Below are 24,056 nucleotides of genomic sequence, written 5' to 3' on the forward strand. Positions count from 1 at the left end.
CGAACGCGGCCAACAACGCTGCAGCGTCAAGGATGAAGGGTAAGGTGCCATTGAGCGACACGAACGACTAACTCCCCCCCACACGCCAACAAACTGCCACTCCCTACGAGCTGACCATTTAAGCGAATACTCACTTCACCGTAGAAGCTGGCTTGGCAATCCAATATTTGCCCGACAGCGATCTGTTTGATATCCCCTAGCGGCACGGATATGCGCCCGATTTCCATCACCAAGGTTTGCGGTAATGTATCGAGTTCTAAGGGTTGCGGTGCGAGAGGTGTGACGGCAGTATCGAGCGCCAGCAAGCGATCAATATCTTCATTTACTTGCTGAATGGTCATTTTATTTCCCTCATCCAATTTGATATAAATTTGCGGCGATGCCATTTGCCACAACCAACAGTTTCCTTGCGCAAGTGCGGCGGATGCGGCAACCCGCAGCCCATCCCCTGGCCTGATTTGTTGTAACTGGCCTATCGATAAGCGACACCAACCCACGGCTAAGCTGGCCTGCCAAAGAGTGCCTTGTTCTAGGAAGAGATCGCATTGCCCATTGTCACTTTGCCAAGCCGATAACGTCTCTGCCAACGCCCTATGCGGCCAGCCAATCAATGTCGCTTTAAATGATTGCTCCTCGAGCTCGAAGGCCAGTGTCACTCCCCATTGGCTGAGGAGTGTCATCGGTTGCGGCTTGGTATTATGGGCGACCAGATCAGGCAATATCGCTAACAGGGGACTCACCGCCCAATCAGCCATCGCAACGATCAATTCTTCCGCGAGAAAATGGGGATCATCCGTCGCCAGATACCTCGTTAACCAGTGCTGCCAGCAGGTCTGAGGCAACCAAATACCGCAAGATTGACCATCAAACACAAGCGGTAAATATACGCCCTCGCCCTCAACCTGCATTAAAGTGGCCGCGAGCCCTGAGGTATGCCGCCCACTGCCGATGACCTCGCTAAGTTGGCGTAATTCAGCCGTCAGATTCTCCAGCATGAGTGACCTCCAGCAAGCAAGGGAAACCCAATATATGCAATTGCCGCTGCCAACGAGTCTGTACCCGTTGCAGACGTTCGATTAAGTCGCGATTGGTGTGGCTCAGCAGGATATGCAAACCTTGATGGGTCAGACTGACACTGACTTTAGTCCCGCTTAATGGCCCGCTGACAATATTGTATTCACACTGTGTCGAGTGGCAGCCCTCCGAGGAGGCAATAGCATGGGCCATCTCTTGTGGGGAACGTAATTGGGGTGGAAGGTAGCGTGCAAATTGCTGCCGCTGCCGCGCAGTCTCCAAATAAGATTGATCACGTCTATGATGATGCTCGCCGAGGAGTGATAACGTCCCTTCAATATCGATACGACTCATCGCTTATCATTATCCTTAATTTTTCCTGCTCACGTTGATTACAACGTAGGAGCACAAGTTGTGACTCAATCGCTGCCCGTTTTTGTCGCCCCAATGCGACCTCTTCACCGATTTGTTTCTGTCGCTGCCGTTCAGCCTGATAAAGCGTATGTTGCAGCACGCGCTGCTCATCTGCTTGTTCAGGCAGCAACTTACCGCGCCACTGCGCTAGGGTGTGTAGCTGCTGACACAACTGTTGCCGTTCAAGGCGACAATCCGCTAACCGTTGCTCTTGCTGCTCAGATTCATGTCGTAAGTTCACCAGTTGTTGGCGTAAGCGACGCTCTTTTCGTTGCCGCAGCGTCAGTAGACGTTCCAAGATAGACCGCTGTGGGTGACTTAGCTCAGTGCCTGCGCGAGTTGCGCTAAGGTGCTGTTGAGGTTGATGGCGTCGTGATCGCACGATATAGGGTTCTCCTGTTGCAAGAAGGCACAGATAGCGGGATAACGCTGTAGCGCTTCATCAGCTTGCGGGTCATGTCCAGCTTGATATTCGCCCACCCGTACCAGCAGCTCAATTTCTTGATAGCAGGCTTGCATACGGCGCAGTTTTTGCGCCAGTGCCAAATGTTCGCCAGTCACTATTTGCGGCATGATACGGCTAACGCTGGCGGCAATATCAATTGCGGGGTAATGGCCTGCACCGGCGAGTTTTCGCGACAGTACAATGTGCCCATCCAATAGCGAACGAACTTCATCAGCTACCGGTTCATTCATGTTATCGCCCTCGACCAACACGGTATAAAACGCCGTGATACTGCCACGATCGCTATTACCCGCTCGCTCTAATAGCCGAGGTAACGCCGCGAAGACGCTGGGGGGAAAACTACCCGCAGCGGGTAACTCCCCTGCCGCCAAACCTATCTCGCGTGCCGCGCGGGCATAGCGGGTGAGCGAGTCTGCCATCAGCAAAACTTTCAGCCCACATTCACGGAAATATTCAGCTATTGTGGTCGCGGTATAAAGGCCCTTTAACCGCTCCAACGCTGGACGATCGGAGGTTGCCACCACTACCACCGTGCGAGCGCGCGCTTCGGGCGTCAGTACTTGATCTAAAAATTCTTGTACTTCACGACCACGTTCGCCAATGAGGGCGAGCACCATCACATCTGCATTGCCGCCCTCACATAGCATGCTCAATAAGGTACTTTTCCCAACACCCGCAGCAGCAAAGATGCCTACCCGCTGGCCTTCACCACAGCTTAATATTCCGTCTAACGCCCGAATACCGGTTGTCAGAATGCGCTGTATTGGCTGACGGGTCAGTGGATCAGGAGGGAGACTATCGAGTTCACGCCAATGCCCACTCAGTGGTGGGCCGCCGTCAATAGGAACCCCTAAACCGTCCACAATTCGCCCCAGCAAATCAGCCCCCGCGCGGACACGGTGTGTATGCCTCAGTGGACGGACCCACTGGCCACTACGCAACCCGACAGAGGCCGAAAAGGGAGAAAGGAGTGCTGTTTCCTGCTCGATAGCGACGACTTCCGCTAACATCTTCGATGATTCGATTTGGCAAAGCTCACCTAACGCCACGCCCGATAAATGAGCACGGATCAGTGTTGGACCGACATCCAGTATTGGCCCCCGATATTCCGCCGCCTCAGGCGCAGAAGACGAGAAGCGCAATGGCCGATTTAGCTTATCGCTTAGTGTTGAACAATCAGGCAACTGCATGAATGTCACCGTCCATAACTTCATCAAGTTCTTCGCCGATAAGCTCAATGGTGTCGACGACCCTGATATTCATCTCATCGCCCAGTTCCTGCCATGACAGGACGGGAAGGATGAAGATATCTCGCTCAACAATTTTGCGCACAAAGCGCCGTACATCGATAGATGCCAGCAGTACCGTATCGTTGTTTTCGGCGAAAGCGGCCCTTATCTTGCTGAGAATCAACCGCGAATGTTTGTCCCCCAACGCAGAATAGGTGCCCGCCGATGTCTGGCGAATGGATTCACGGATCAGGTTCTCTGCCCCTTCACCCAATCGTAAGACCGGTAACCAGGCCTTATTTTTGCTAAACCGGCCACAGACATGTCGTCGCAAAGCGATACGGACATATTCGGTCAGCATCACGGCATCTTTCTCTTTGGGTGCCCATGCCACCAACGCGCCGAAAATAGTGCGCAAATCACGGATTGAAACCTCTTCTTCCACCAGCCGTTGCAGTATTTCAGCCACTTTGCCCACGGGCATTTGGCGCTGTAATTCTTTCACCAATTCGCCGTAGCGCCCTTCCATGGCATCCATTAGATAGCGGGTTTCTTGTACACCGATAAACTCTGATGTGTGCCTATCGAGCACTCGCGTCAGACAGTAAAGAATTCGTTGATTCCCTTGCGCGTAAGGGATGCCCAATGTACTGGCTTGGCTCCCCTGTTCTGGGGTAAGCCATTCAAAAGTGCCCATTTTTGCACTTAATTTTTGGCTGCGTGTTTCTAATTGGCGACTCGGTTGTACCAAAAGTAAGTCATCAGGAGGCAACGTGATTGTCAGTACCGCTTCTTGATAAACACAGATCGATATCGTATTTTCGGCCAACGTGGGATCTCGGCAGATCATCACTTCTGGCAATGGCACACCAAGATGTTCAAATCTACGCCAACGTAAGCTATCGATATCCCGCTCTAATTGGGGGTAACGCAGATTGTCGGCGCAGTACATCATCAACGGCACAGCGCCGGGAGTCATGTTGCCCGCAGGCGAACCCCCGCTCTCATCCACATTTTTAGCGCCCCCGTTTTGTGGCGAAGCGCGATTCCTTCGGTAAAGTAAAAATGCGGGAGCCGCAACCAATAACGCCAGCGTAATAAAAATGAGGAAGGGAAAACCCGGTAGCACGGCAAAAACCAGCAAGATCGCAGCAGCCAGCCATAGGGCATCAGGTTGGCGTCCCATCTGCAACACTAAGTCTTTCGCCAGACTCTGCTTATCCCGACCCGGCACGCGAGTCACAATAATCCCAGCGGTGATTGAGATCAGTAATGATGGGATCTGGGCACATAAACCATCGCCCACGGAGAGCACCGCATAGGTGAGCATCGCTTGTTCCGCCGACATATTATGTTGCACCACACCAATGATGATGCCGCCAAAGATATTCACCAAGATGACGATGATCCCCGCGATAGCATCGCCTTTAACGAACTTCATCGCCCCGTCCATAGCACCAAACAAACGGCTCTCTTTTTGTACCCGTTCCCGCTGCCGCCCTGCCTCGGTCGAATCGATCACGCCCGCACGTAAATCGCCATCAATGCTCATTTGCTTACCCGGCATCCCATCGAGGGAAAAGCGTGCACTCACCTCCGCGACACGTTCAGAACCTTTGGTGATCACGATGAACTGCACCACCGTGATAATCGTGAAAATGATTAATCCCACGGCAAGATTCCCTCCGACCACAAATTGGCCGAATGCCTCGACTATCTGACCGGCATCATGCTGTAGCAACACTAAACGTGTGGTACTGATCGTTAGCGCTAGTCGATACAGCGTGGTGATCAACAAAAGCGAAGGGAAGACAGAGAAATCGAGTGGATCGCGCAGATAAATAGAGATCATCAGCAGGATGACGGACATGGCCAAGTTAATCGCGATCAGCACATCGACCATGACGGTGGGCAGTGGCAAGATCATCATAAAGATCGCCACCAACAACATGATCGCTAGAAAAACATCCTGCCGCTCGGTGATCATCATCAAACGACGCTTGAGTGCAGATTCCCTCATGGATACTCTCCCGGCAGTTGACGAAGTAAGGCGCATTGCTGACGATAGAGTTGATACCAAAACTCAGCATCGGACATCGCTGGCAGTGAGCAACTGACCATCATGTCTGTTTTTAGTAAATAAATACGCTGTGGCACACCGTTAAATCGTTCGAGCCGCCAACATTGCAGGAGCTGAAGTAAGTCATCGTTGTTATAGCTCCGATACTGCAAGCCACAAGTCAACAACAAGTTAGATGTTCGCCATTCAAGAAAAACCACTCGTGGCCCTAGCTGCCACTGCATACGGGAAGTGATTACCGAGCAGGGTAATTCTGCCATGCGGGTAAACAACTGTAGGTTACGGGTAACAACTAAATCCATCTCCATAACCCTTGTCCTATTGATGCGACTAATTAACTTAATTCATCGATAAGTCGACTCCAGTGCAGCTTACGAAGCCTCAGCATTTAGGGCTATCGGGTTTTGGCCTTAATCGTCAACTCACATCGCGAGCAAAATCGACAAAATTTGGACCTGCTGATCTTGATCGTTGAAACACTCGACAGGCATGAGTTTGAATAGCTCGTAGAAGCGACGAATGAATTTCTGCTGAGCATTCGCGTCTGACCCCAAAATCATCTCAAGTCGCGGTTGTAACCAATTCTCAAATAACCAAGGCTGCCCGACCACGGCCAGTACTTCACGTAGGACGACATCCCCTTCAATGCCACAAGCCCGTCCAATGTCATGACAATGGTCTTCCAAGCAAAGAAACATCAGCAAGCGACGCAGTTGATTCAGGGTGGCCGCCAAACGCTCACCATATTTGGGTGGGGGCTGGCAGGACAAATCAAATGCCATCGCGCGCATTAGCACCCGAACGCGTTGTTGGCGTTGCGGCCAGCGACTGATCCGTTCAAACCACTCCGTTATCGATAATTCACTTTGATAGATGCTTTGTTGAAATAGCTGCTTTATCGCACCCAATGAACGGCTACCTGTGGTGCCCAACTCAAGTAAACCAAATAGCTCAATTTCCCAGCCCTCATTCTCGAGTACCGACCCAAGTAACTGCATTAAACGACGGCGACGTAATGGATTTTCTTTACCGTTAGCCACCAAGGTCGCTAAAAGTAACACTTGCTGACCCACCGAGAGATCGCCTTGATGGAGTTTACTGGTCAATAAAGCGATATCGATATCCAACGGAATATTTTGCTGCAATAAAGTCCCCGCACTGTCAGAAAGCTGTGCGACCATCTTCACCAGTAATTGCAGGCGGCGTTGGTTGCGCTCCTCCGTTTGTGCTGCTTTTTGATCCTTTAGCCTCGCGCCTAAACTCAGCCCGATCCCCTCCATGGTCATTTCCAAATTTTCACCCAAGACGGCCTGCTGAAGGTCGAGTAATTCTAGACTGGCTAATGCCATCACTGAATGAGCCGGTGAGACCTCACCTTGCAGCTTTTCACTGTTCGGCAGGGTGCCGTGGATGGCGACAGTATCTGAGATGTTATTTGTCTTGATCATGCATCGATTCCTTAGCGGGTAATGACGATGCCTGTAGCCAAAGGAGCAGTTGCGATAAATGGCGGTGAAGCGAGAAACTCAGTTGCAACTGAGGTGAGCTTAATTGCGCCTCATCTTCGGCCAAATTTTCATCACTGATACAGCGTATTCGAGCGCCCAGCGCGACGATAACGGCAGGAAGATGCTGCGGGTTAACACGTAAAACCAAGTTATTGTGCTCGGCTAAACGTGTTACCTGTGACGCCAAATGATGAATTAAAATTTTATCTGCCGCTTGTTGACCGGCCCATTCCGTGATCACGGTGGTGATCGCCGCCAAAATTCGCTGTTGTGCCTGATTGACAAGTGAGGACGTCAATTGCTCTTCCGAAATTAACCAGTTGATATGATGAGCTAATATGTCTGACTCCATCTGGTTTTTGGTCTGCTCAATTAATCTCTCAGCCTGCTGTTCAGCCAAGGCTAATAGCTGTATTTTTTCAGCGTTTGCTGCTTGTAAAATCTCGGCAGCCTGTGCACGCGCGTCTGATAATAAATCGCGACTCTGCGACATTTCTCGCAACAATCCGGCTGGGATAATCGTCCCCACGGGTAATGGCTCATCGAACGGCGTGACCGTAATATAAAAAGGATTCATAAAAAACGGACTAGTCGTGTTAACCAATGATCCACCGAAAGCGATAATGCCGCGGGTAAGGAGAGTGCTCGTGGCTGAGGGGGCAAACGGATAGAGATTGCCTGCCAAACCACATCGTCATAACAACGTTGATGTGCAAGGCTATGACCAAGACTCAAGGCCACCGAGGGCAACTGCTGAGCCGTTAAACTGGCGCTAAGCGGACCACGAAATCCCAACCCTATCAGTTGTTGAATATCGCCCTCTTTCAAATGGGGTGAAAGTGCCTGCCGATAGCTGCGCAAACGCAAATAATCATCACATTGTAGGTGGATCAGCCCTAGCGCCAGACAGTGGCTTAACAAGCGTTGATGGCCTGCTATTTGCACTTGTTGCTGCGAATTCAGAACGGCAGGTAAGGGGTGCTGCGGGAATTTTCGTTGTTGGATGAGCACGCGATTCAACGCGTTGTCCAACACTTGGCTACGCCCATAATGGTAGTTTTCGGCTTTGATGCCTATCGCTGCTAGCCATAATGGGTGAGCAAACTTAGCGGGCAACCAGGCTAATTGATGTAACACCCAGATGCCACTGGTTAACGGCATTGCCATTATTTCGTCCTCCCGTTAGCCACTTATCTGCGCAGATAGCGAACCAAACCCACCGTTGATAACCCAACCAATAACGTCAATAGCAGCCCTAATATAATCTGCACCGTCCCTCCGTGACGCAGCAACCATTGCAGCCCCACATTCAAACTATTTTGCGGCGGTGGTACGGCACTAAAACGATAATTAGCGGGTTGCATCACCACGCTAATTTGTGCGTAATCGATACCGGGCACTGCATCACGGATAAGGTTTTTGATCTGCGGTTGATATATTTGTAAATTCACTTCCGGTGAATACTTAATAAAGACTGACGCAGCATGAGGAACGCTACTTTTCCCATCAATAGGGGCAGGCATGGCGATAGTGACATCTGCATGTATCACCCCATCCATATGACTCAACATGCTCTCTAACTGCTGCTCTTTTAAATAGACCATTTTGGCTTGTTCTTGGCTGGGCGAGGTCACCAATTGATTGGACGGAAACATCTCATCTACCGTCGCAAATTGCTGACGTGGAAAACCATTTTGTCGCAGTAACTCAACGGCGTTAATAAATTGGCTTTTATCCACACTTAAGCTGACCATTCCTCCTTTTTCAGACTGCTTCTCCGCTTTGATTTGATGCAACATCAGCAAGGCCAGCATCTGGTTGGCTTCCCCTTCAGAAAGCCCGCTATACAGCGCAACGTCGCAGCCAGTAAGGGATACAACAACAACCAGTGCGGTGACCATACGCCATAACGATTTCATTGCATATTGACCAGTTTATTGATGTTTTGCCCAACAACACCTGCGACCTTAGCCGTAACATCAATGGCGAGCGTGGCGTGCATCCATTGCACCTGTGCCATCAGCATTTGATCGGGTGCCATTATGGCGGCGGCCGGTTCAGTTGGCTGCATTAACTGCTCAAACCTTGCGACTTGCTGAGGATCGATAAGTTGTTTAGCGGGTTGCTGCTCATTCGCCTGCTGCTTAGTGGGTTGTAATAACGAGGTGCTCAGTGCTGAAGCGGCCTGAATGACATTAGTATCCATCTGACAATCTCCGGTTAATCCATCTGTTATGCCACTAAGTTTTTGGCTTCAGCGCCGGCCATGCCCTGTTGCATATGTGCCAACAGGGTCTGGGCATCTTTTGAGGAAGACGAAGCCAGTAACATCAGCGCCTCTTCCTGCTGATTTAGCCCAAACAGCAGCATCGCTTCACACACCAGACGTACTGAAGGATCTGGTATCAATTGAGGCAGCGCATTTAGGATGATACGAGCGTCATCCAACAGACTGTGATTCACGCCAGCCAAGGCAGTTTCTACCACTAATTGACGACAAGGCGCTGAAAGTAAAATCATATTTTGGCAATGATTCCGCTGGTCATATCTTTAATACTCTTCATCAACGCACTGCTGAAATTGATGTATGACGAATACTGTTGCATGGCAAATTGCATCTTTAACATTTGCTCTGGATCAGAAGAGTTACCTGACGCCATTTGGCTCTTGAAATCTTGGCCAATCTTATTGATATTTTGCGTCATTTCATCCATTAGCTTGGTTATATCCATCTGACCCTCCTTATTCCATCAGTGACCGCATATGAGATGGACACTGTTGAAAACGGCGACGAAAACTATCAGAGAAATGAGCGTGATTACTAAACCCACACTCCATGGCAATATCTGCCACGCGTAGACGAGTGGAGAGCAGCAGCTCACAACCTTTTTTCAATCGTTGATCCAGTAGCCATTGTTTGGCCGACATCCCAAATTTCTCATAGAAGAGAAAATTTAATTTACGGGTCGATATACCGAGTTCATCGGCATAACGTGAAACTGTCCAGGGATTGAGGCGATTCTTGTCAAAGAACTCGAGTAGTTCATTATTCGTCCCAACAATTGACTCTAAAAGCCGGGAGAAATAAAGAGAATCCAACCCCAAACAATAGAGGAAAAGAAATCTTAATGAAGCTGTTCGCTCAATATTTACTAGTTGCTCAGTCGAATGAATAATATCGTGACTGATGGGTAATATTTTATAGCGTTCTGACATCTTGCAAGGTAATCGAAATTTATTCGACTGTACCATTTTACTCGCAAGATCCTGATAGATAGGTAAAAGATCAATGGAGTGGCATAATATGGAGGTAATCGAACTTTGCGAAAAAGAAGATACTGTGGCCTCTTCATCAACAACAACCATTTTCCCCGCGGGAATAGTCTGGCACTCCCCTTTGTGGCGTAATATTCCCTCTTGCCCAAATAAAATGAATTGTATTGTTTTCATTATATTCCTTAGGATGTTGCTAACCTGATGCAAGATTGACAAATATTGATATGAACTGATATCCGGTTTAAACCTGAAACGATTTGGTTGCGATACTCAATTGATTCTGGAATAGCTTCGCTTTACTGTTTTCTATTTCATCAACATTATTATTTAAGCACGTTGTTAAAAAGCCACCGATAATAATACTCGGTAAAGCTATTAATGTTGGGATGTTATTTTTCGCGAGAGTACAGAGTTCACTATGAATGGTTGGATGTATCGTGAAGCCAAGGACAATTAACGAAACACTCATTGCAGCACGAACAAAATAAGAGACAAAACGAGCAATTTTTTGAGCACGACTGGGATCTGCCTGGCAATATTTGGCTAATGCAAACACGGTTTGTTGCAATGCATCACTGCCCATTGTCAGTTCGGGCTTTCCTTTGCTAGCGCAATCCCAATTATGATAGGCACAGGCTAAATTTGATATGGATAACATAAGATTAAGACCTGTCACCACCGCTATCGGAGTTGTGGCACCACCACTGCAAACGGTCACAGCAACACTAATAGAGAATGAAGCCAATGAAAAAGCCACCTCGAGAATATTAATGAAAAATTGCTTTTTAGCAAAACTCACTTTCGCGCAAGTTAATTCAGCGGATTCCTTTTCTTGAATATCAAGAAGATCATTAAGTTCTGTTTGTGTTTTTTCTAAGAGGCTTAATGACTGTGGATGAACTAGCGTGGGCTTTTCATTATTATTTCCATCAATAACATTTTCTGTATTTTGAGAGATGAGAATATTGCCGTAGGTATTAACGCTGCTAACGTTGGTCATATATGACTCCTTAAGTATTCGCTATCGCTGCCGATAGTTCCAACTTTAGATTTCATTCAATAATAATGAAGCTTTTTCAGCTATCGAGAGATATTCAGGATTTTGATAGCTCATTTCTATCACTGTTTGTAACGCTTCCCTTGCATCGGCCCCCTTTCCCAACGCCTGCAAACAAACCGCCATTTGATAAACTGGGGCAGGATCATTAACCTCTAACATGAGCACACAAGCATAGGCACTCAGTGCCAATGCGTACTCTTGCTGCATTTGTAGGGCACCTGCTAATGCCAAATGAAATTGTGGCTCACGGGGATGATGTAATGTCAGCCATGAGAAATCATCCAACGCAGCGTTATAATCATTCGCAAGCCAAGCTTGATACCCACGCGTATACCTTGTTTGTGTTTCTTCAGGGCCAACGACTTGCAGCGTTTGCATCATTTCTTGGTGAGTAATACCTTGTTCTTTTAGTGCATGATTTATTTGGGCACAAATCGTATGCAAGTCGCCAATGGTGATATCACTCATTTCATCTCCATTTGTCTATTACTTGCTATTGACATTAAATAGTAACCAATCGTTATCTTCTATGTTTTTTACGTATGCACCTTTGGCAATTAAAATCTTAATTAACCGATTCAGACTTAATTGCAGTGATGAGTTCGCAATATTATCAATCACCAACATTCTGATAATGGACAATTCAGCACTTCTTTTACCGATTTGATATAGGAAATTAAATAATTTTAAAAAGTCATGGCGTGAGTCATCTATACGGTTCCGTTCCAGATAGCAAATGATCAGCTCGTTGCCTTCTATTCGATAAGTTACCTGAAAACCATAAAGAGAGAATTTATGGCCTACTTCAAAGCTGCTCTTTTCAAAATAGGCCGTTTTGACTTCACACCCTTCATTTTGTAGCGCGGGTGCTATTACGTCCATAAATTATAACTTCACTGTCATGTTGATTTGGTTAATTAAATTAGTTAATTCTTTACTCAATTCTTTTATGCTTTGCCGGCTATCACTCGATTTACTTTGTAAATCGCTGATACTATTGGCATAAGATTGTGAACTACTATTTTGCATATCACCAATCAGGCGTTCTGAGTCCGCGTCACGCGTCAAAGAACCTTCCCCAATTTTAAGTCCCCCAGCACTGATTGACCCAAGCCCCGAACCAATATGACCCGCAAGCTCTCCATGAGAAATGCTAGCGGCGCCACCAGCAAAACTACCGATGCCTGAACATATACTCGCAACCCCACCGATCGTAGATGCACTACAAGCATCAGAAATCGCTTCGCGTTTCTTATTCATTGAGCTGACTTGCAGATCCCAGCCCAATACCTCTTGCTTCTGATTATAACAACTCAATAAATCACGCATTTTTTTAAATAATTCAACCATTTTAAAAATAACATCAGATAATGAAGAGATCACATCATTGATATTACTTTCGTGCAGATCTTTTATGTCATTTACCGACGTTGCTGACTGAGTTGAGTTCACTTCATGGCTGACAGGAATATTCATAACCACCTCGGCTAACTTAATGAATTCGCGATTTTTGTTTGCAACATACCATTCTGTTGGATGTTATCGTTTAATTGAGAGAGTGTATCTTGCGCATTATTAGAAATATCTTTCAATTGCGTGATTTGCTGTTGCTTATTTTTTTCGACCCAATCATCCATAAATTGGATAAAAGATTGACTGAGTAGTAATGTTTCAATCTCTTTTTGTAAACCCGCTTTTTGTATCGCTAATTGCCCAATATTGATTTGATTGATGCCTTGCGTACATCGTTGAATGATATGTAATGGTGAAGCACAAATATCTTTTATGACCTGTTTAATCATTCGTTTCATGATGGCATTGACACATTGTTGCTCAAACTCAGCAGCCGTCAGCGTAACGCCTTTTTTTAGTACGTCCATCACCAATGCTTTGGTCGATTCTCCCACCAATTTTTCAATGCCGGCAGACGTAAAAGATTTTGTGATATTACGTACGAGCGTGACTTCAGCACTGGCGGCCTGCTTTGCTGCCGCAGCAGCCATCTCACTGGCCTCAACCATCTCAATTCCACCATTTGCGAAGGCCATCTCACTGCAAACCTTCTGACTAACCTCCTTGGCGAATTGCTGGGTCAACTGCCCTATTTCCGCTTCACTTCCCCCCTTAACTGCATTGAGTAACACCTCGCTTCCGCCGGATTTCAACACATTACCTGCACTTTTGGTCACGACACGAGCTGCATTGATAGCACGGCAAGCTTGGAAGACATCAACAACCATCGCCAAACATTCACAGCCAAGTTGTACCTTTCCAGCAACATCAATGACGTCTTGGCATTTTTCTTTTGATGCGCCCAATAACATCGCTGTTTCAGCGGCAGCTTTGACCAGACCTGCGGTACCCGCAGCCACATAGGCGGCACCAGAGGCTAGCGCTAGCGGATCACCCGTTAATATCCCCTGGGCCAGCTTCATTGCACCGTAAACCACCTCAACCGCACCAATGATCCAATCACAGACCGCGCTGAATATACCGGCTTTTTTAGCTTTGTCTGCCTGCTCAACTGCTTTGTCGATCTGTTGTTGATATTCCGCAACACGCTTATCACGTAGAAATGTTTGTACCTCCGATGCACTTTCTATTTGTTTGCTGATTGATTTGCACAAGTCAGAAAAAATGCTCAGATTCAAATTACCCGCCATCGCCACAATAAGTTTTATATCAATACTTTCTAGACGATCTAGGTACAATCGATCACTCTTCCCTTTTTCACCATTGTGTTGCGGTAAAGCAAGCAGCAGTCTGTCTAATGCGTCTTGGGCTTTTTGTTGCGTCACTTTCGGTGACATAAAATTGATATCCGCCGATGGCGAATAGCCGGCAGTTGCTCGCCAGTCTGGCAGAGTGGTCGGTGGCAATGGCGTCGTTTTTCCAACCAATGCTGTTGTCCAATCAGGGGGCATATCATTTTTAAAATCGATGACACTACTCATGTCGTACCTCCAGTAATAAAGTCGCTAAGCCTCGTTCAGCTTGTTGTCTTATTTCTGCCAACGCTGGGTTTGAATAGCACCAATTTAATGCAGCACGAAAAGCTTTTTCGGCATAGATAATATTACCGCAGGCTAAATAACACTCCCCTGCTAAACAGGATGGTCGTGGGTTATCTATCTCAATCTGACCTGCTCGGCTAAAACAATAGATTGCCTGATGGAAATCAGCCGTTTGTTGATAACATAATCCTAATGTCATCCAGTAAGAAAAATTCCAATGATCGAATCTCACGAGTAAATTTAATAATTTCTTGGCGCTGTCATATTTCTTACCTTGACAAAGTTGTACGGTATATTCATAAAGCACCGCGAGATCTTGTTGATCCATCTTAGCCAACATATGTAACGAACCACCACGCTGCATAAAATTAAGTACAATATCGCTCGGTTGAATATTCATTTCATACCGTCCATCAGCTATGAGTTTATTAGCAGAAGCTACGGGCAATTGTTGTTAGTAAATCTTTTAATCCTGTTTGCAATGTATTGATGTTATTGGCACAAACATTATAGCTCTGCATCACTTTCTGTAACTGTAATTGATCCTGAGTTATAGTATCGGTTGCACCATTCTTCTCATTATCCAGTGCACCTTTCACTGCCTTTAATTTCCCCTTATCCAGCATGGGACCATTCTTTTTTAAGTAATCATCAATATTCATGCCATCGACTTTAATGTCATTCTTGCGCATAAATTGAATCACAGAGTCAGGTAATGATTCTTTGGTCTTCTCATCTCCTTTTGCCGCTTCGGCGATTACTTCATCGACCTGATTGGCATCGTCTTGTACATCTAGGGCATAATCTGAACGTCCTTGTACGCCTTTAAAGTCACTATCTGCAAGTTTTTTTAACACATTAAGAAGATTATAGAAGGCCGCCAGGCCCATACGAAATATATCAAAATCCTCATTTTCATTATTAGAAACCCTGTTTTCTACTGCACCATTACGCGAAGACATAGTTGCATTAGTTTCAGTAAGTAATGGGGCGTTTTTTTGAACGATAGTGTTTAGCATAAATATGCTCCAAAATTCAAGGAATAAAGAGTAGACGCCTGGGTTTTTAACTACCGATTTTCTCTAGTGTTAATATTTTTAAGCTGAGTCTCTAATTGCTTAATTTGTATTGTTATTTTCGAAAGGCTAGCGGCTATCTTCGCCTTTTCTTGCGCGAGTCCGCAGGGAAAGGCAGCATCCAAACGTAATAAAGTCTCCTTTGCATTTACATCATAATTAGCCCGCGCTTTGAGCAGTTCAATTTGTTGTTGAAAATTTTTAAGCTGACCAATATCAGAATCGAGTTTTTTATACCCTCGTTGTAGGTCAGAAAGCATATACTGAATGGGATTATTCTCATTCATAACAATACTCCTTTAGACACAACTCATCTTGAGTTTATTTTGAGTTATATTCCTTCACTAATCTTTTATTTTTTAAGTATTATTATTAAAATTCAACATTAAAAATCAAATTAATTAGAATAACGGGAGGTCAGTATATCAATTATTCGCTCGGCACTCCTTAATGCTAATATTATCTCATTGAGGTTTTTATAATTATCAGGTGTTTGCTGTAGTGTTAATTGATTGATAACCATTGACTGCTCTTTAATCAGCAACTCTTTCTTTTTTTCAATCTCTTTAGATTTTGACTTAATATCATCTTCTAATACAGTAATATGCTGCATTTGGTCACTCCCATAGGCTTAAAAATTCATGGGTATATGGATAAGATTGTTCGTCTTGAATAGCGATATACCCTGCATTCCGATAAAGATCACTTTATAGCCGTTTGCCAAAACCGTCCCTTCTTGTAAACGTAAGCCATTAGCCAGTTGCACGAAGCTTAAATGACGGTTCCCGCCGTAACTCACAATGGCAGCAGGAAGTAGCTGGGCGGTTTGATCAGAAATGGGAATATTTTGATATTTCACCGTCAGATACTCTGGCTGCTGTAGCGCCAACGTTTCTAACATCGTCATCATTCGCTGCTGCTGGATAGGTGACAGCTCACCGCTAATAATGATTTCTTTATTACTCAGCGATATGCTGAGATACCCCAATAATTCTAGTCCTCTTAAACGCTCAATTAATTGTGAAATTTGTCCATCTTGTGTGTTCACGACTTTCCAGCTTTTTAGCCCAATTATCCCCGCAAATGCGGTTTGGACTTTTAGCCATTGGTCATCCATCTTAATCGCGCCTTGCAGTATAATATTGCCCGGTTCTTCACCCATTTGAACTTCAATATCTTGATAACCATACTGATGTAATACATCACTAACACTCGTTAGAATGTGGTCATCGCACATAAGTTGATTGCTAAAAACAACATGATTTGAAGATAGAAAATTCTGTAAGTTGATAACCGCAGGAGAGGATATACAGTGACCAATCAACACGACACTACCATCCGATAACCAGCGCCCTTTTACGCCCTGTAAAGCAGTTTTTTTAAGCTGCTGAGTTAATTGTGTTGGAATATCGGGAGGCAAATATGACTGCAATGATTTAGGTTGTTGTAAAATCCAAAATATAAACGTAAATAACAGTGTTAATATCACTACTGTCAGTAGTGACAGCCACAACAGCAAATGTGTTTCTGCCTTGGGAGTCACTTTAACACGGCTTAAAACATCATTCTCTTCGCCAAGGGTCAATACCACCCCCGCAATTTCGACAGATTTCCTTAGCGGGAGTGGATGTTGTAAATTATGTAGGGATCCATTTACCCACACCTCACCTGAAGTCCGCACCACTATTTGTTGATCAGTGATGACAAGCGTCAGTATCTCTTCTTTGAGTAATGGTAGTAAAACGTCACAACCCTTCTCCCCTAGAGTAAACTCACCTATGGGCAGCATCAATTCACGGCCCCGATATTCACCATTTAACAGACGGAGTTTAAATCTTACAGACATATTACTCCCCCATATTAACGGGCACAGCCTTGATCAAAAAGAGCCGGATAACACTGTGAGATTGCTTACTCGTACTGCGAAATAACCCACCCAACAAAGGTATATCGCCTAATAAAGGAATCTTATTTTCTGATTCAATTTGTTTGTCTTGAATGAAACCGCCCAAGAGTAAACTTTGCCCAACACGTAATGTGGCTTGAGTCGAGATATCTGAATTCTGTATTTCTGGCAGAGGTTCGCTGCTGCTGATGGGATCATGCTGTTGACCATCCTGAATATTCAGGTTAAGTAGCACTTCCTTTTCACCATTATTATCAATCATCCGCGGTGTGACTCGCAGTAATGATCCTGATGTAACAGATTCTAATTTTGCGACTTTTTCTCCTTCTAACTTGGTATAAAACGTAATGTTCTTATCTAATACCGCTTGAATATTATTGAGGGTAACCACTGAAGGACGAGACAACACTCTTGCGCGTGAGTTCTTTTGTAACGCATTTAGTCGCACCATAAAATTGCCTGTATCTCCGATGACTGTGGAAAAACCATCAGCACTATTTTTGCTCTCTCCACTGTTAAATGAAATACCCGCCCCACCAATAGAAGTTGATGCTGACCAATCGATGCCTAATTGGCTAATATCTCCAGCATCCACATCGATGATAGTCACAGAAATTTCTATTTGAACCGGTCGCTGATCCAACTGTGCAATTAAGCTCTTATAAATCGGCATATTGACCTGGCGATCCCGAATAATGATAGCGTTTTGCCGTGGGTCAGCAGAAAAAAGCGGTGTACTGGCGCGCGTATTATCTTGATCTTTTCCCCCCACCAGAGGCGAATTATTACCCATCGTCATTTCACGTAACACACTGACTAAACCCGGTAATTTTACTTGTTGATCTCGATACTGATAATTTGAATCTGCCGCAGAAGCGTACTTCAATTGGAATACGCTCACTGTTTCTTTGTTTTCGTTTTGATTGCGGACCTGCGAAGAAAGCAACTTGCTCAATGTCGTGACTCGTTCAATGCAGATAGGCACACCCGTAACTTCAATAGTTCCCAAACGAGAGAATGCTTTTGCTGCACAACTTTTATCGGCCAGTACTCCACTGCTTTGAAGATACTTAATCAGTGTGGCTGAAGATAATCCATCGGGTGATATAAATTCTCTTCGGACAGCTTGCGACTTATAAAAATAGAGTATTTCTCCATCGTAGTACCACGTAATGTTATATAGGCCTGCAAGCTCAGACAAAATTTCCTCTGGCGTTTTATTGAGGATCTTCCCACTAAAATGTTCATTTATTTCGGGGTTGACCACGACAGGGATACCATAATTCATCCCTATATCTTTTAAGAGATTAGATAAGTCCATACTTCGGCTATAAATAAAGAAAGGTTCACCTTGCCAAGGGATTGTTTTCCCATGAACTAATGAAGAGAACAATAGTAATATTAAGCCTGTGATCTCTTTCATGGGATAACCCCGCCCGTAGCTATTCTCGTTTTAAAGAGATTTTTGTTTTTCGGTGAGTTAATCATGGTGACTAGAGAATAAAGATATTGAATAAAACCATATAGTTGTTCTATCTTTACGGATAACTCATGCTGCATATCAGTGTTAGCCTCGACAGTATTCCGGTACCACAACCACCAAGAGTCGAGACTAAGCTGCAAAGCAAAATCTTGTGTCTCCTCAAGAGACATCAGTAGGAGAGTGATATATCGAATAGTTGCATCAGATATCGCTTTTCTGTCTACAAGAAAAACACCAATACAAATAGAATGGCCATAGTCTATTGCTTTAGATGGGATGTCCTTTAAGTTGAAGTGAATAAGATTAACGTCTGATAAATCAATATCACTGACTAAAGGTTGCATTTCTAATATGTTCCGCATAAGCAATAACTCCCTGTCCTACCACAACTTAATTATCCACTCTAATTAAATCTGCGCTACAAGGCGAAAACCTGACTTTTGTATTATTTGGAACTAAATGAATCTATAACGGGTTGCCATGAAATCAGTGTAATTCTTGATATCGGATTTTTGCTGTGGCGTACTAAAAAACCAGTTAGGTGACTTTATGGACAAATTCATCATGGATAATTCTTCATCACTCGTCACACGATTAACACTCATACTTGGTATGACATTAATGGCTATTTGGCTATTATCAATTTTGGCCACGGCACTCTTTTCTTATGAGAATACCCGCCAGCGGTTGGTGAATGAATTAACACATATGGCATCTTTACGTGCAGATTTAAGCAATTACCAATTTGAAGGGGCTGAGCACGACGCGACTTCATTAATAAGTCACCAATCAACTTATCAGGCTATCTGGCAGTTTCCTTCTATTCCTATAGAGAATATCGCGAATAACGTCATTCCTTTCATTTCAGGAAATTGCAGTTCAATCCAAGCCAAACATAATCTACGAGTTTCTCAAGCATATGGAACTTCTGGCCAAACTTTTTATCTCGATAGCTTTACGATTAATAGCCAGAACGGAATTACTATATTTAAGCCGCAATCAGCATCAAAAGAATATTTAGGGCAACGTCGTAAAGAGTTACTTCTCCTCCCTCGATTCCCAACTCACGACAAAATCTTCTGGGGAATGCCAACTTATTCTGAACAAGGTGGTTGGCATGTGTCTGTCGCGGCATGTGATCATAACGGTGCGCTAGCAGGCTTTTCTTTAAAACTAAATGAACTATTCACGGATAATCAGCCAATAGGGCAACGAGACATCAATCTTTGGTTGGATAAAAATGGCGAATTACTGCCGATATCTCAACAAAAAATACCATCGGATCAAATGATTGAAATTCTTCGTCAATTAAAAAATAGTGATTTACATGATGGCTGGCAACAAACGCAAGATTATCTCGTCTTGAGAACACAGTTAAAAGGCCCTGGTTGGCAGCAATTAGTCATCTACCCCAGAGTAGGTTTTGCTTGGGAGGCGGCTAAACCCGCGTTACATCAACTTCCGTTTGCGCTCTCTATTTTACTGCTTTTAACCTTGGCACTTTCACTCTTACTCCGTTATTACTTGGCCATTCCTCTTTGGAATTTCGTGAATATTATTGGTGCCACGGGCCCACAAGCCATGGAACCACGCTTACCGGTTAAGCGCATGGACGAATTAGGGCACATTGCCCGAGCATACAATAACTTACTGGATACATTGAATGAGCAGTACGACACACTAGAACTAAAAGTCAAAAAACGCACGCAGGCACTGGCAAAATCAAAACAAGCTGCCGAGCAAGCCAATCGTCGCAAACGAGTGCATCTCACCACGATTAGTCACGAGATTCGTACCCCACTTAATGGCGCGATTGGGGCTGTCGAATTATTACTAAATACAGAACTTACCACAGAACAATTCCGCTTGGCGGAAACAGCTCGCCAGTGTTCGCATTCTTTACTCGCCATCATCAATAACTTGTTAGATTTCTCTCGTATTGAATCAGGTCAAATGACATTGGCTCAGGAGAAAATCGCATTATTACCATTATTGGATCAAGTCATGCTGACGATTCATAACCAAGTGCTGAGTAAGTCACTATCTCTTTCCACTTACGTTAGCTCCGACGTCCCTCTAACGATTAAATTAGACAGCCAACGCTTAAAACAGATCCTGATTAACTTACTCGGTAATGCGGTTAAGTTTACTCAACATGGTCACATTAGTCTTAATGTCGAACGTAAAGACAATCAACTCTGCTTTATGGTTGAAGATACGGGTTGTGGTATTGATTTGGTGCATCAGAAAACCATATTTAATCCCTTCGTTCAAACATGCGATCATCGACATGGTACAGGTCTAGGGTTAACAATCGCAGATAATCTAGCAAGAATGATGGGCGGGCAGATTACTCTTTCCAGCCATTTGGGTCAGGGGAGTCAGTTTTCATTAAAACTCCCTTATCATGGCTTAACCCCTGAAAAACCATTTAAGGGCGAATTATGTGCGCCATCGTCATTGCACTTACAATTATCTGCTTGGGGAATTATCTGCCTTCCGGTCAATAATGAATTACCTCACCCGCTGTCTGAGCCACTTACTGATAACGAATTGAATTATCTACCCGGCCGCTTATATAGCAAAATCGAAGCTCACTTAGGTCGATATCCTTCATCTACTCATTATCAGCCAGAAATACCACAAAACCTCCCATTACAACCTTGGCAGATGACTATATTGTTAGTCGATGATGCTGAAACAAATCGTGATATTACCGGTATGATGCTGCGGCAATTGGGGCATCAAGTCACATTGGCAGAAAGTGGCGAAATAGCACTGCGTATCGGTCAGTCCCTTCGTTTTGACTTAGTCCTAATGGATATTCGTATGCCTGATATGGATGGGCTAATAACGACCCGTTGTTGGCGTGACGATGATATTAACCGTGATAATCGCTGCATGATTACAGCATTGAGTGCGAATACTAACCCTGACGAAAAAATAAGAGCTTATCAAGCAGGGATGAATCACTATATTTCTAAACCTGTTTCTTTTTGCCAATTGGCAGAAGTACTGGATCTGGCTGCCCAATTTCAGCTTGGACGTGACATTAGCCTTACACCTCAAAACTCAATTCCTAGACCACTATTAAGTATGGATGATGGACTGTTACGACTGAAATTATCTCAATCTCTAAAAGAGCTCGTGCGACAGGCGAGAGAATCTCTTACTCATCACCCCACTTTATCGTACGTGATCCATATGCTGAAAGGCTGCGCTGGCCAAGCGGGACTTATTGAATTACAAGACGCTGCAATTCAACTGGAAATAGCTATTGAGGACCAAAAAATAATTACACAACAGGATATCACTCGCCTTGACGAGATGGTTAATTCACTTTTTTGACCACGAACTCTTTGTAATTACACTTTAATCATCAGGTAAAGGAACAATCTCATGAATACAAAATTACTGATCGTGGACGATCATGAACTCATTATTAACGGCATTAAAAATATGCTTGCAGCTTATCCACGCTATCAAATTGTAGGCCAGGCTGAAAATGGATTGGATGTCTATAACTTGTGTCGTCAGACTGAACCCGATGTTGTCATTATTGACTTAGGTCTGCCCGGTATGGATGGCCTTGACGTTATTATTCAACTGATTCGCCGTTGGCCAACGATGAGGATTCTGGCATTGACGGCACGCCATGAGGAACATTATGCCAGTAGAACATTAGGTAGTGGTGCGCTGGGTTATGTTTTGAAGAAAAGCCCACAACAAGTCCTGATGGCCGCCATTCAAACGGTTGCGGTCGGTAAGCGCTATATTGATCCCACCCTGAATAGTTCATTGGTCAATAAGTTGGCGCAAGATAATGATAATAACCAGCCTATTTTGACACCACGTGAGCGACAGATTTTAAAGCTTATCACCGAAGGTGCTTGCAATCGTATTATTGCTGAGCGTCTTTCGATCAGCCAGAAAACAGTTGAGACGCATCGGCTAAATATGATGAAAAAGCTGGATGTACACAAAGTGGCCGAACTTATTCATTGGTCCTATCGCTTGGGATTAAATGCATAATTGCAGCGATTAAACGACTGCTATATAGAAGGTAAAATAAAACCCCCAATCAGTATTACTCTGATTGGGGGTTTAGTAGGCCGTGATTAAACGATGCTTACTGAGGACCGTACGCTAACAGAGGCTTGATATTAACCTTGGCTAACAGGTGTTTGCTTCGGTGCAAACAATTCCTTTTCATATGCCTTAGCTTTCTTGTGGTCAAACTGATGTTCCCACTTGGCGATAACCAATACGGCTAATGCATTACCGACCACGTTCAATGCCGTTCTGGCCATATCCAAGATTCGGTCTACACCCGCAATAAAGGCTAGCCCTTCTAAAGGAATACCCACGCTACCCAATGTTGCCAGCAAGACAACAAAAGATACACCAGGCACACCGGCAATACCTTTTGATGTGACCATTAGCGTCAGTACCAGAATAATTTCTTGCCCGATGGAAAGTTCAATACCGTATAGCTGGGCGATAAAAATGGCTGCGATACTCTGATAAAGCGTAGAGCCGTCCAGATTAAAAGAATAGCCGGTTGGAACCACAAAACTGGTGATAGATTTTGGTGCACCATAGGCTTCCATTTTTTCAATAATTCGAGGCAGTACCGTTTCAGAACTGGCCGTAGAATAGGCTAAAATCAGTTCATCCTTTAAAATTCGAATTAATGTCCAAATACGCAATTTACACAATCTTGCCACGGTGCCCAATATCACTAAAGCAAAGAACAATATTGCGGCATAAACGAGAATAACTAGCTTAGCCAAAGGGATAAGTGAAGCAAAACCAAAATTGGCGACGGTCACCGAGATCAAGCCAAACACCCCGATAGGCGCATAGCGCATAATCATGTGTGTGACCTTGAACATGCTTTCAGAAACAGCTTTAAACACATTCAACAGTGGTTCTTTGGTTTCTTTTGGCAATGAAGAGAGCCCTAAACCAAACAACACTGAGAAGAAGATGATCGGTAACATATCGCCTCTCGCCATGGAGGCAAAGACGTTCGCTGGGATCAACGACAAGATAGTACTGACGAGGCTGTGGCTGCCGCTTTGTACCTGTTCGGTGGTTTTTTCGTATTGGGAGATATCCACCACGGTCAGAGCTGACATATCGATGCCTTGCCCCGGTTGGAACACATTCGCCAAGGTAATCCCGACGATAATAGCAACGGTGGTGATAACTTCGAAATAGATGATGGTTTTCAGGCCAATACGCCCTAGCTTCTTCGCATCACCAACACCAGCAATCCCCACGATTAGGGTTGAAATAACAATGGGCACGACAATCATTTTAATTAAACGGATAAAGATATCACCCGCTGGACTTAAAACGTTACTAACTAACCATTCTCTGGATTCAATTTGATTATGCAGAATTGCGCCGACGATAATACCTAAAACTAATGCAATGAGTATTTGCCAAGCTAGACCGATTTTTACACTTTTCATACCCTAAAAATTCCTCAAAGCATTCCATAAAATGCAAGTCACCAAGCATC

Annotated in this window: 29 protein-coding genes; 2 read left to right on the top strand and 27 right to left on the bottom strand. The window is 44.7% G+C overall.

What is annotated here, in order from left to right:
• Positions 1–26: 26 nt before the first annotated feature.
• The 26 genes from BN68_RS12410 to BN68_RS12535 form a co-directional block, all read right to left on the bottom strand.
• A complete protein-coding gene (locus BN68_RS12410; protein WP_019211483.1) occupies positions 27–995 on the bottom strand; it encodes a YscQ/HrcQ family type III secretion apparatus protein in 969 nt (322 codons plus the stop codon).
• Positions 973–1,368 carry a hypothetical protein gene (locus tag BN68_RS12415; protein WP_019211484.1) on the bottom strand — a complete coding sequence of 132 codons (396 nt, stop codon included), beginning with the start codon at positions 1,366–1,368 and terminating at the stop codon, positions 973–975. The genes BN68_RS12410 and BN68_RS12415 overlap by 23 nt, the downstream gene beginning before the upstream one ends.
• Positions 1,349–1,726 (bottom strand): hypothetical protein, encoded by a 378-nt coding sequence (locus tag BN68_RS12420; RefSeq protein ID WP_019211485.1) that lies wholly within the window; start codon positions 1,724–1,726, stop codon positions 1,349–1,351. The genes BN68_RS12415 and BN68_RS12420 overlap by 20 nt, the downstream gene beginning before the upstream one ends.
• A 20-nt stretch (positions 1,727–1,746) precedes the next feature.
• Positions 1,747–3,084, bottom strand: coding sequence for an EscN/YscN/HrcN family type III secretion system ATPase (locus BN68_RS12425; RefSeq protein ID WP_019211486.1), 1,338 nt, complete (start codon positions 3,082–3,084; stop codon positions 1,747–1,749).
• Positions 3,071–5,143 (bottom strand): EscV/YscV/HrcV family type III secretion system export apparatus protein, encoded by a 2,073-nt coding sequence (locus tag BN68_RS12430; RefSeq protein ID WP_019211487.1) that lies wholly within the window; start codon positions 5,141–5,143, stop codon positions 3,071–3,073. Before BN68_RS12430 ends, BN68_RS12425 begins: the two co-directional genes overlap by 14 nt.
• Complete coding sequence (locus tag BN68_RS12435) at positions 5,140–5,511, bottom strand: type III secretion system protein (protein ID WP_019211488.1); 372 nt, start codon at positions 5,509–5,511, stop codon at positions 5,140–5,142. Before BN68_RS12435 ends, BN68_RS12430 begins: the two co-directional genes overlap by 4 nt.
• Before the next feature lie 114 nt (positions 5,512–5,625).
• Complete coding sequence (locus BN68_RS12440) at positions 5,626–6,651, bottom strand: TyeA family type III secretion system gatekeeper subunit (RefSeq protein WP_019211489.1); 1,026 nt, start codon at positions 6,649–6,651, stop codon at positions 5,626–5,628.
• Entirely contained in the window at positions 6,635–7,288 is a 654-nt protein-coding gene (gene sctL, locus BN68_RS12445; RefSeq protein ID WP_019211490.1) for a type III secretion system stator protein SctL, read from the bottom strand. The genes BN68_RS12440 and sctL overlap by 17 nt, the downstream gene beginning before the upstream one ends.
• On the bottom strand, positions 7,285–7,878 hold the full coding sequence (locus tag BN68_RS12450; RefSeq protein WP_019211491.1) for a type III secretion system domain-containing protein: 594 nt from the start codon (positions 7,876–7,878) through the stop codon (positions 7,285–7,287). Before BN68_RS12450 ends, sctL begins: the two co-directional genes overlap by 4 nt.
• A gap of 23 nt (positions 7,879–7,901) precedes the next feature.
• Positions 7,902–8,630: an EscJ/YscJ/HrcJ family type III secretion inner membrane ring protein SsaJ gene (gene ssaJ / locus BN68_RS12455; RefSeq protein WP_019211492.1), complete on the bottom strand. Its 729-nt coding sequence runs from the start codon at positions 8,628–8,630 to the stop codon at positions 7,902–7,904.
• Positions 8,627–8,917 (bottom strand): type III secretion system inner rod subunit SctI, encoded by a 291-nt coding sequence (sctI, locus tag BN68_RS12460; RefSeq protein ID WP_019211493.1) that lies wholly within the window; start codon positions 8,915–8,917, stop codon positions 8,627–8,629. Before sctI ends, ssaJ begins: the two co-directional genes overlap by 4 nt.
• A 26-nt stretch (positions 8,918–8,943) precedes the next feature.
• Positions 8,944–9,231, bottom strand: a complete 288-nt coding sequence (locus BN68_RS12465; protein WP_019211494.1) for an EscG/YscG/SsaH family type III secretion system needle protein co-chaperone — start codon at positions 9,229–9,231, stop codon at positions 8,944–8,946.
• Positions 9,228–9,443 (bottom strand): type III secretion system needle filament subunit SctF, encoded by a 216-nt coding sequence (sctF, locus tag BN68_RS12470; RefSeq protein WP_019211495.1) that lies wholly within the window; start codon positions 9,441–9,443, stop codon positions 9,228–9,230. The genes BN68_RS12465 and sctF overlap by 4 nt, the downstream gene beginning before the upstream one ends.
• 10 nt (positions 9,444–9,453) lie before the next feature.
• Positions 9,454–10,161 (bottom strand): helix-turn-helix transcriptional regulator, encoded by a 708-nt coding sequence (locus tag BN68_RS12475; protein ID WP_019211496.1) that lies wholly within the window; start codon positions 10,159–10,161, stop codon positions 9,454–9,456.
• Positions 10,162–10,228: 67 nt separating this feature from the next.
• On the bottom strand, positions 10,229–10,987 hold the full coding sequence (locus BN68_RS12480) for a hypothetical protein (RefSeq protein ID WP_019211497.1): 759 nt from the start codon (positions 10,985–10,987) through the stop codon (positions 10,229–10,231).
• 45 nt (positions 10,988–11,032) lie between these two features.
• Positions 11,033–11,515 carry a SycD/LcrH family type III secretion system chaperone gene (locus BN68_RS12485; RefSeq protein ID WP_019211498.1) on the bottom strand — a complete coding sequence of 161 codons (483 nt, stop codon included), beginning with the start codon at positions 11,513–11,515 and terminating at the stop codon, positions 11,033–11,035.
• Positions 11,516–11,533: 18 nt separating this feature from the next.
• The gene (sseE, locus tag BN68_RS12490) at positions 11,534–11,929 is read right to left on the bottom strand and encodes a type III secretion system effector protein SseE (RefSeq protein WP_019211499.1); all 396 of its coding nucleotides are present in this window, start codon (positions 11,927–11,929) and stop codon (positions 11,534–11,536) included.
• Positions 11,930–11,932: 3 nt separating this feature from the next.
• Positions 11,933–12,523, bottom strand: a complete 591-nt coding sequence (gene sseD / locus BN68_RS12495) for a type III secretion system translocon protein SseD (protein WP_019211500.1) — start codon at positions 12,521–12,523, stop codon at positions 11,933–11,935.
• Between the two features lie 11 nt (positions 12,524–12,534).
• A complete protein-coding gene (gene sctE / locus BN68_RS12500; protein ID WP_019211501.1) occupies positions 12,535–14,001 on the bottom strand; it encodes a type III secretion system translocon subunit SctE in 1,467 nt (488 codons plus the stop codon).
• A complete protein-coding gene (locus BN68_RS12505; RefSeq protein ID WP_019211502.1) occupies positions 13,994–14,461 on the bottom strand; it encodes a SycD/LcrH family type III secretion system chaperone in 468 nt (155 codons plus the stop codon). The genes sctE and BN68_RS12505 overlap by 8 nt, the downstream gene beginning before the upstream one ends.
• 28 nt (positions 14,462–14,489) lie before the next feature.
• Positions 14,490–15,080 carry a type III secretion system translocon protein SseB gene (gene sseB, locus BN68_RS12510; protein WP_019211503.1) on the bottom strand — a complete coding sequence of 197 codons (591 nt, stop codon included), beginning with the start codon at positions 15,078–15,080 and terminating at the stop codon, positions 14,490–14,492.
• A 50-nt stretch (positions 15,081–15,130) separates the two neighbouring features.
• Positions 15,131–15,424: a hypothetical protein gene (locus tag BN68_RS12515; protein ID WP_019211504.1), complete on the bottom strand. Its 294-nt coding sequence runs from the start codon at positions 15,422–15,424 to the stop codon at positions 15,131–15,133.
• A 110-nt stretch (positions 15,425–15,534) separates the two neighbouring features.
• Positions 15,535–15,750, bottom strand: coding sequence for an EscE/YscE/SsaE family type III secretion system needle protein co-chaperone (locus BN68_RS12520; protein ID WP_019211505.1), 216 nt, complete (start codon positions 15,748–15,750; stop codon positions 15,535–15,537).
• Positions 15,751–15,768: 18 nt separating this feature from the next.
• Complete coding sequence (gene sctD / locus BN68_RS12525; protein ID WP_019211506.1) at positions 15,769–16,983, bottom strand: type III secretion system inner membrane ring subunit SctD; 1,215 nt, start codon at positions 16,981–16,983, stop codon at positions 15,769–15,771.
• Between the two features lies 1 nt (position 16,984).
• Complete coding sequence (locus tag BN68_RS12530) at positions 16,985–18,466, bottom strand: EscC/YscC/HrcC family type III secretion system outer membrane ring protein (protein WP_019211507.1); 1,482 nt, start codon at positions 18,464–18,466, stop codon at positions 16,985–16,987.
• Positions 18,463–18,870 carry a hypothetical protein gene (locus tag BN68_RS12535; protein WP_231294033.1) on the bottom strand — a complete coding sequence of 136 codons (408 nt, stop codon included), beginning with the start codon at positions 18,868–18,870 and terminating at the stop codon, positions 18,463–18,465. Before BN68_RS12535 ends, BN68_RS12530 begins: the two co-directional genes overlap by 4 nt.
• A gap of 220 nt (positions 18,871–19,090) precedes the next feature.
• Between BN68_RS12535 and BN68_RS12540 the strand changes: the two genes are divergently transcribed.
• A complete protein-coding gene (locus tag BN68_RS12540) occupies positions 19,091–21,874 on the top strand; it encodes a two component system sensor kinase (protein WP_042806740.1) in 2,784 nt (927 codons plus the stop codon).
• A gap of 51 nt (positions 21,875–21,925) precedes the next feature.
• The gene (locus tag BN68_RS12545; protein WP_019211510.1) at positions 21,926–22,558 is read left to right on the top strand and encodes a two component system response regulator; all 633 of its coding nucleotides are present in this window, start codon (positions 21,926–21,928) and stop codon (positions 22,556–22,558) included.
• A gap of 131 nt (positions 22,559–22,689) precedes the next feature.
• Here the strand turns inward: BN68_RS12545 and gltP are convergent, their stop codons facing one another.
• Positions 22,690–24,006 (bottom strand): glutamate/aspartate:proton symporter GltP, encoded by a 1,317-nt coding sequence (gene gltP, locus BN68_RS12550; RefSeq protein WP_019211511.1) that lies wholly within the window; start codon positions 24,004–24,006, stop codon positions 22,690–22,692.
• Positions 24,007–24,056 lie beyond the last annotated feature (50 nt).

The organism is Yersinia massiliensis CCUG 53443 (assembly GCF_000312485.1).
Taxonomy (GTDB): Bacteria; Pseudomonadota; Gammaproteobacteria; order Enterobacterales; family Enterobacteriaceae; genus Yersinia; species Yersinia massiliensis.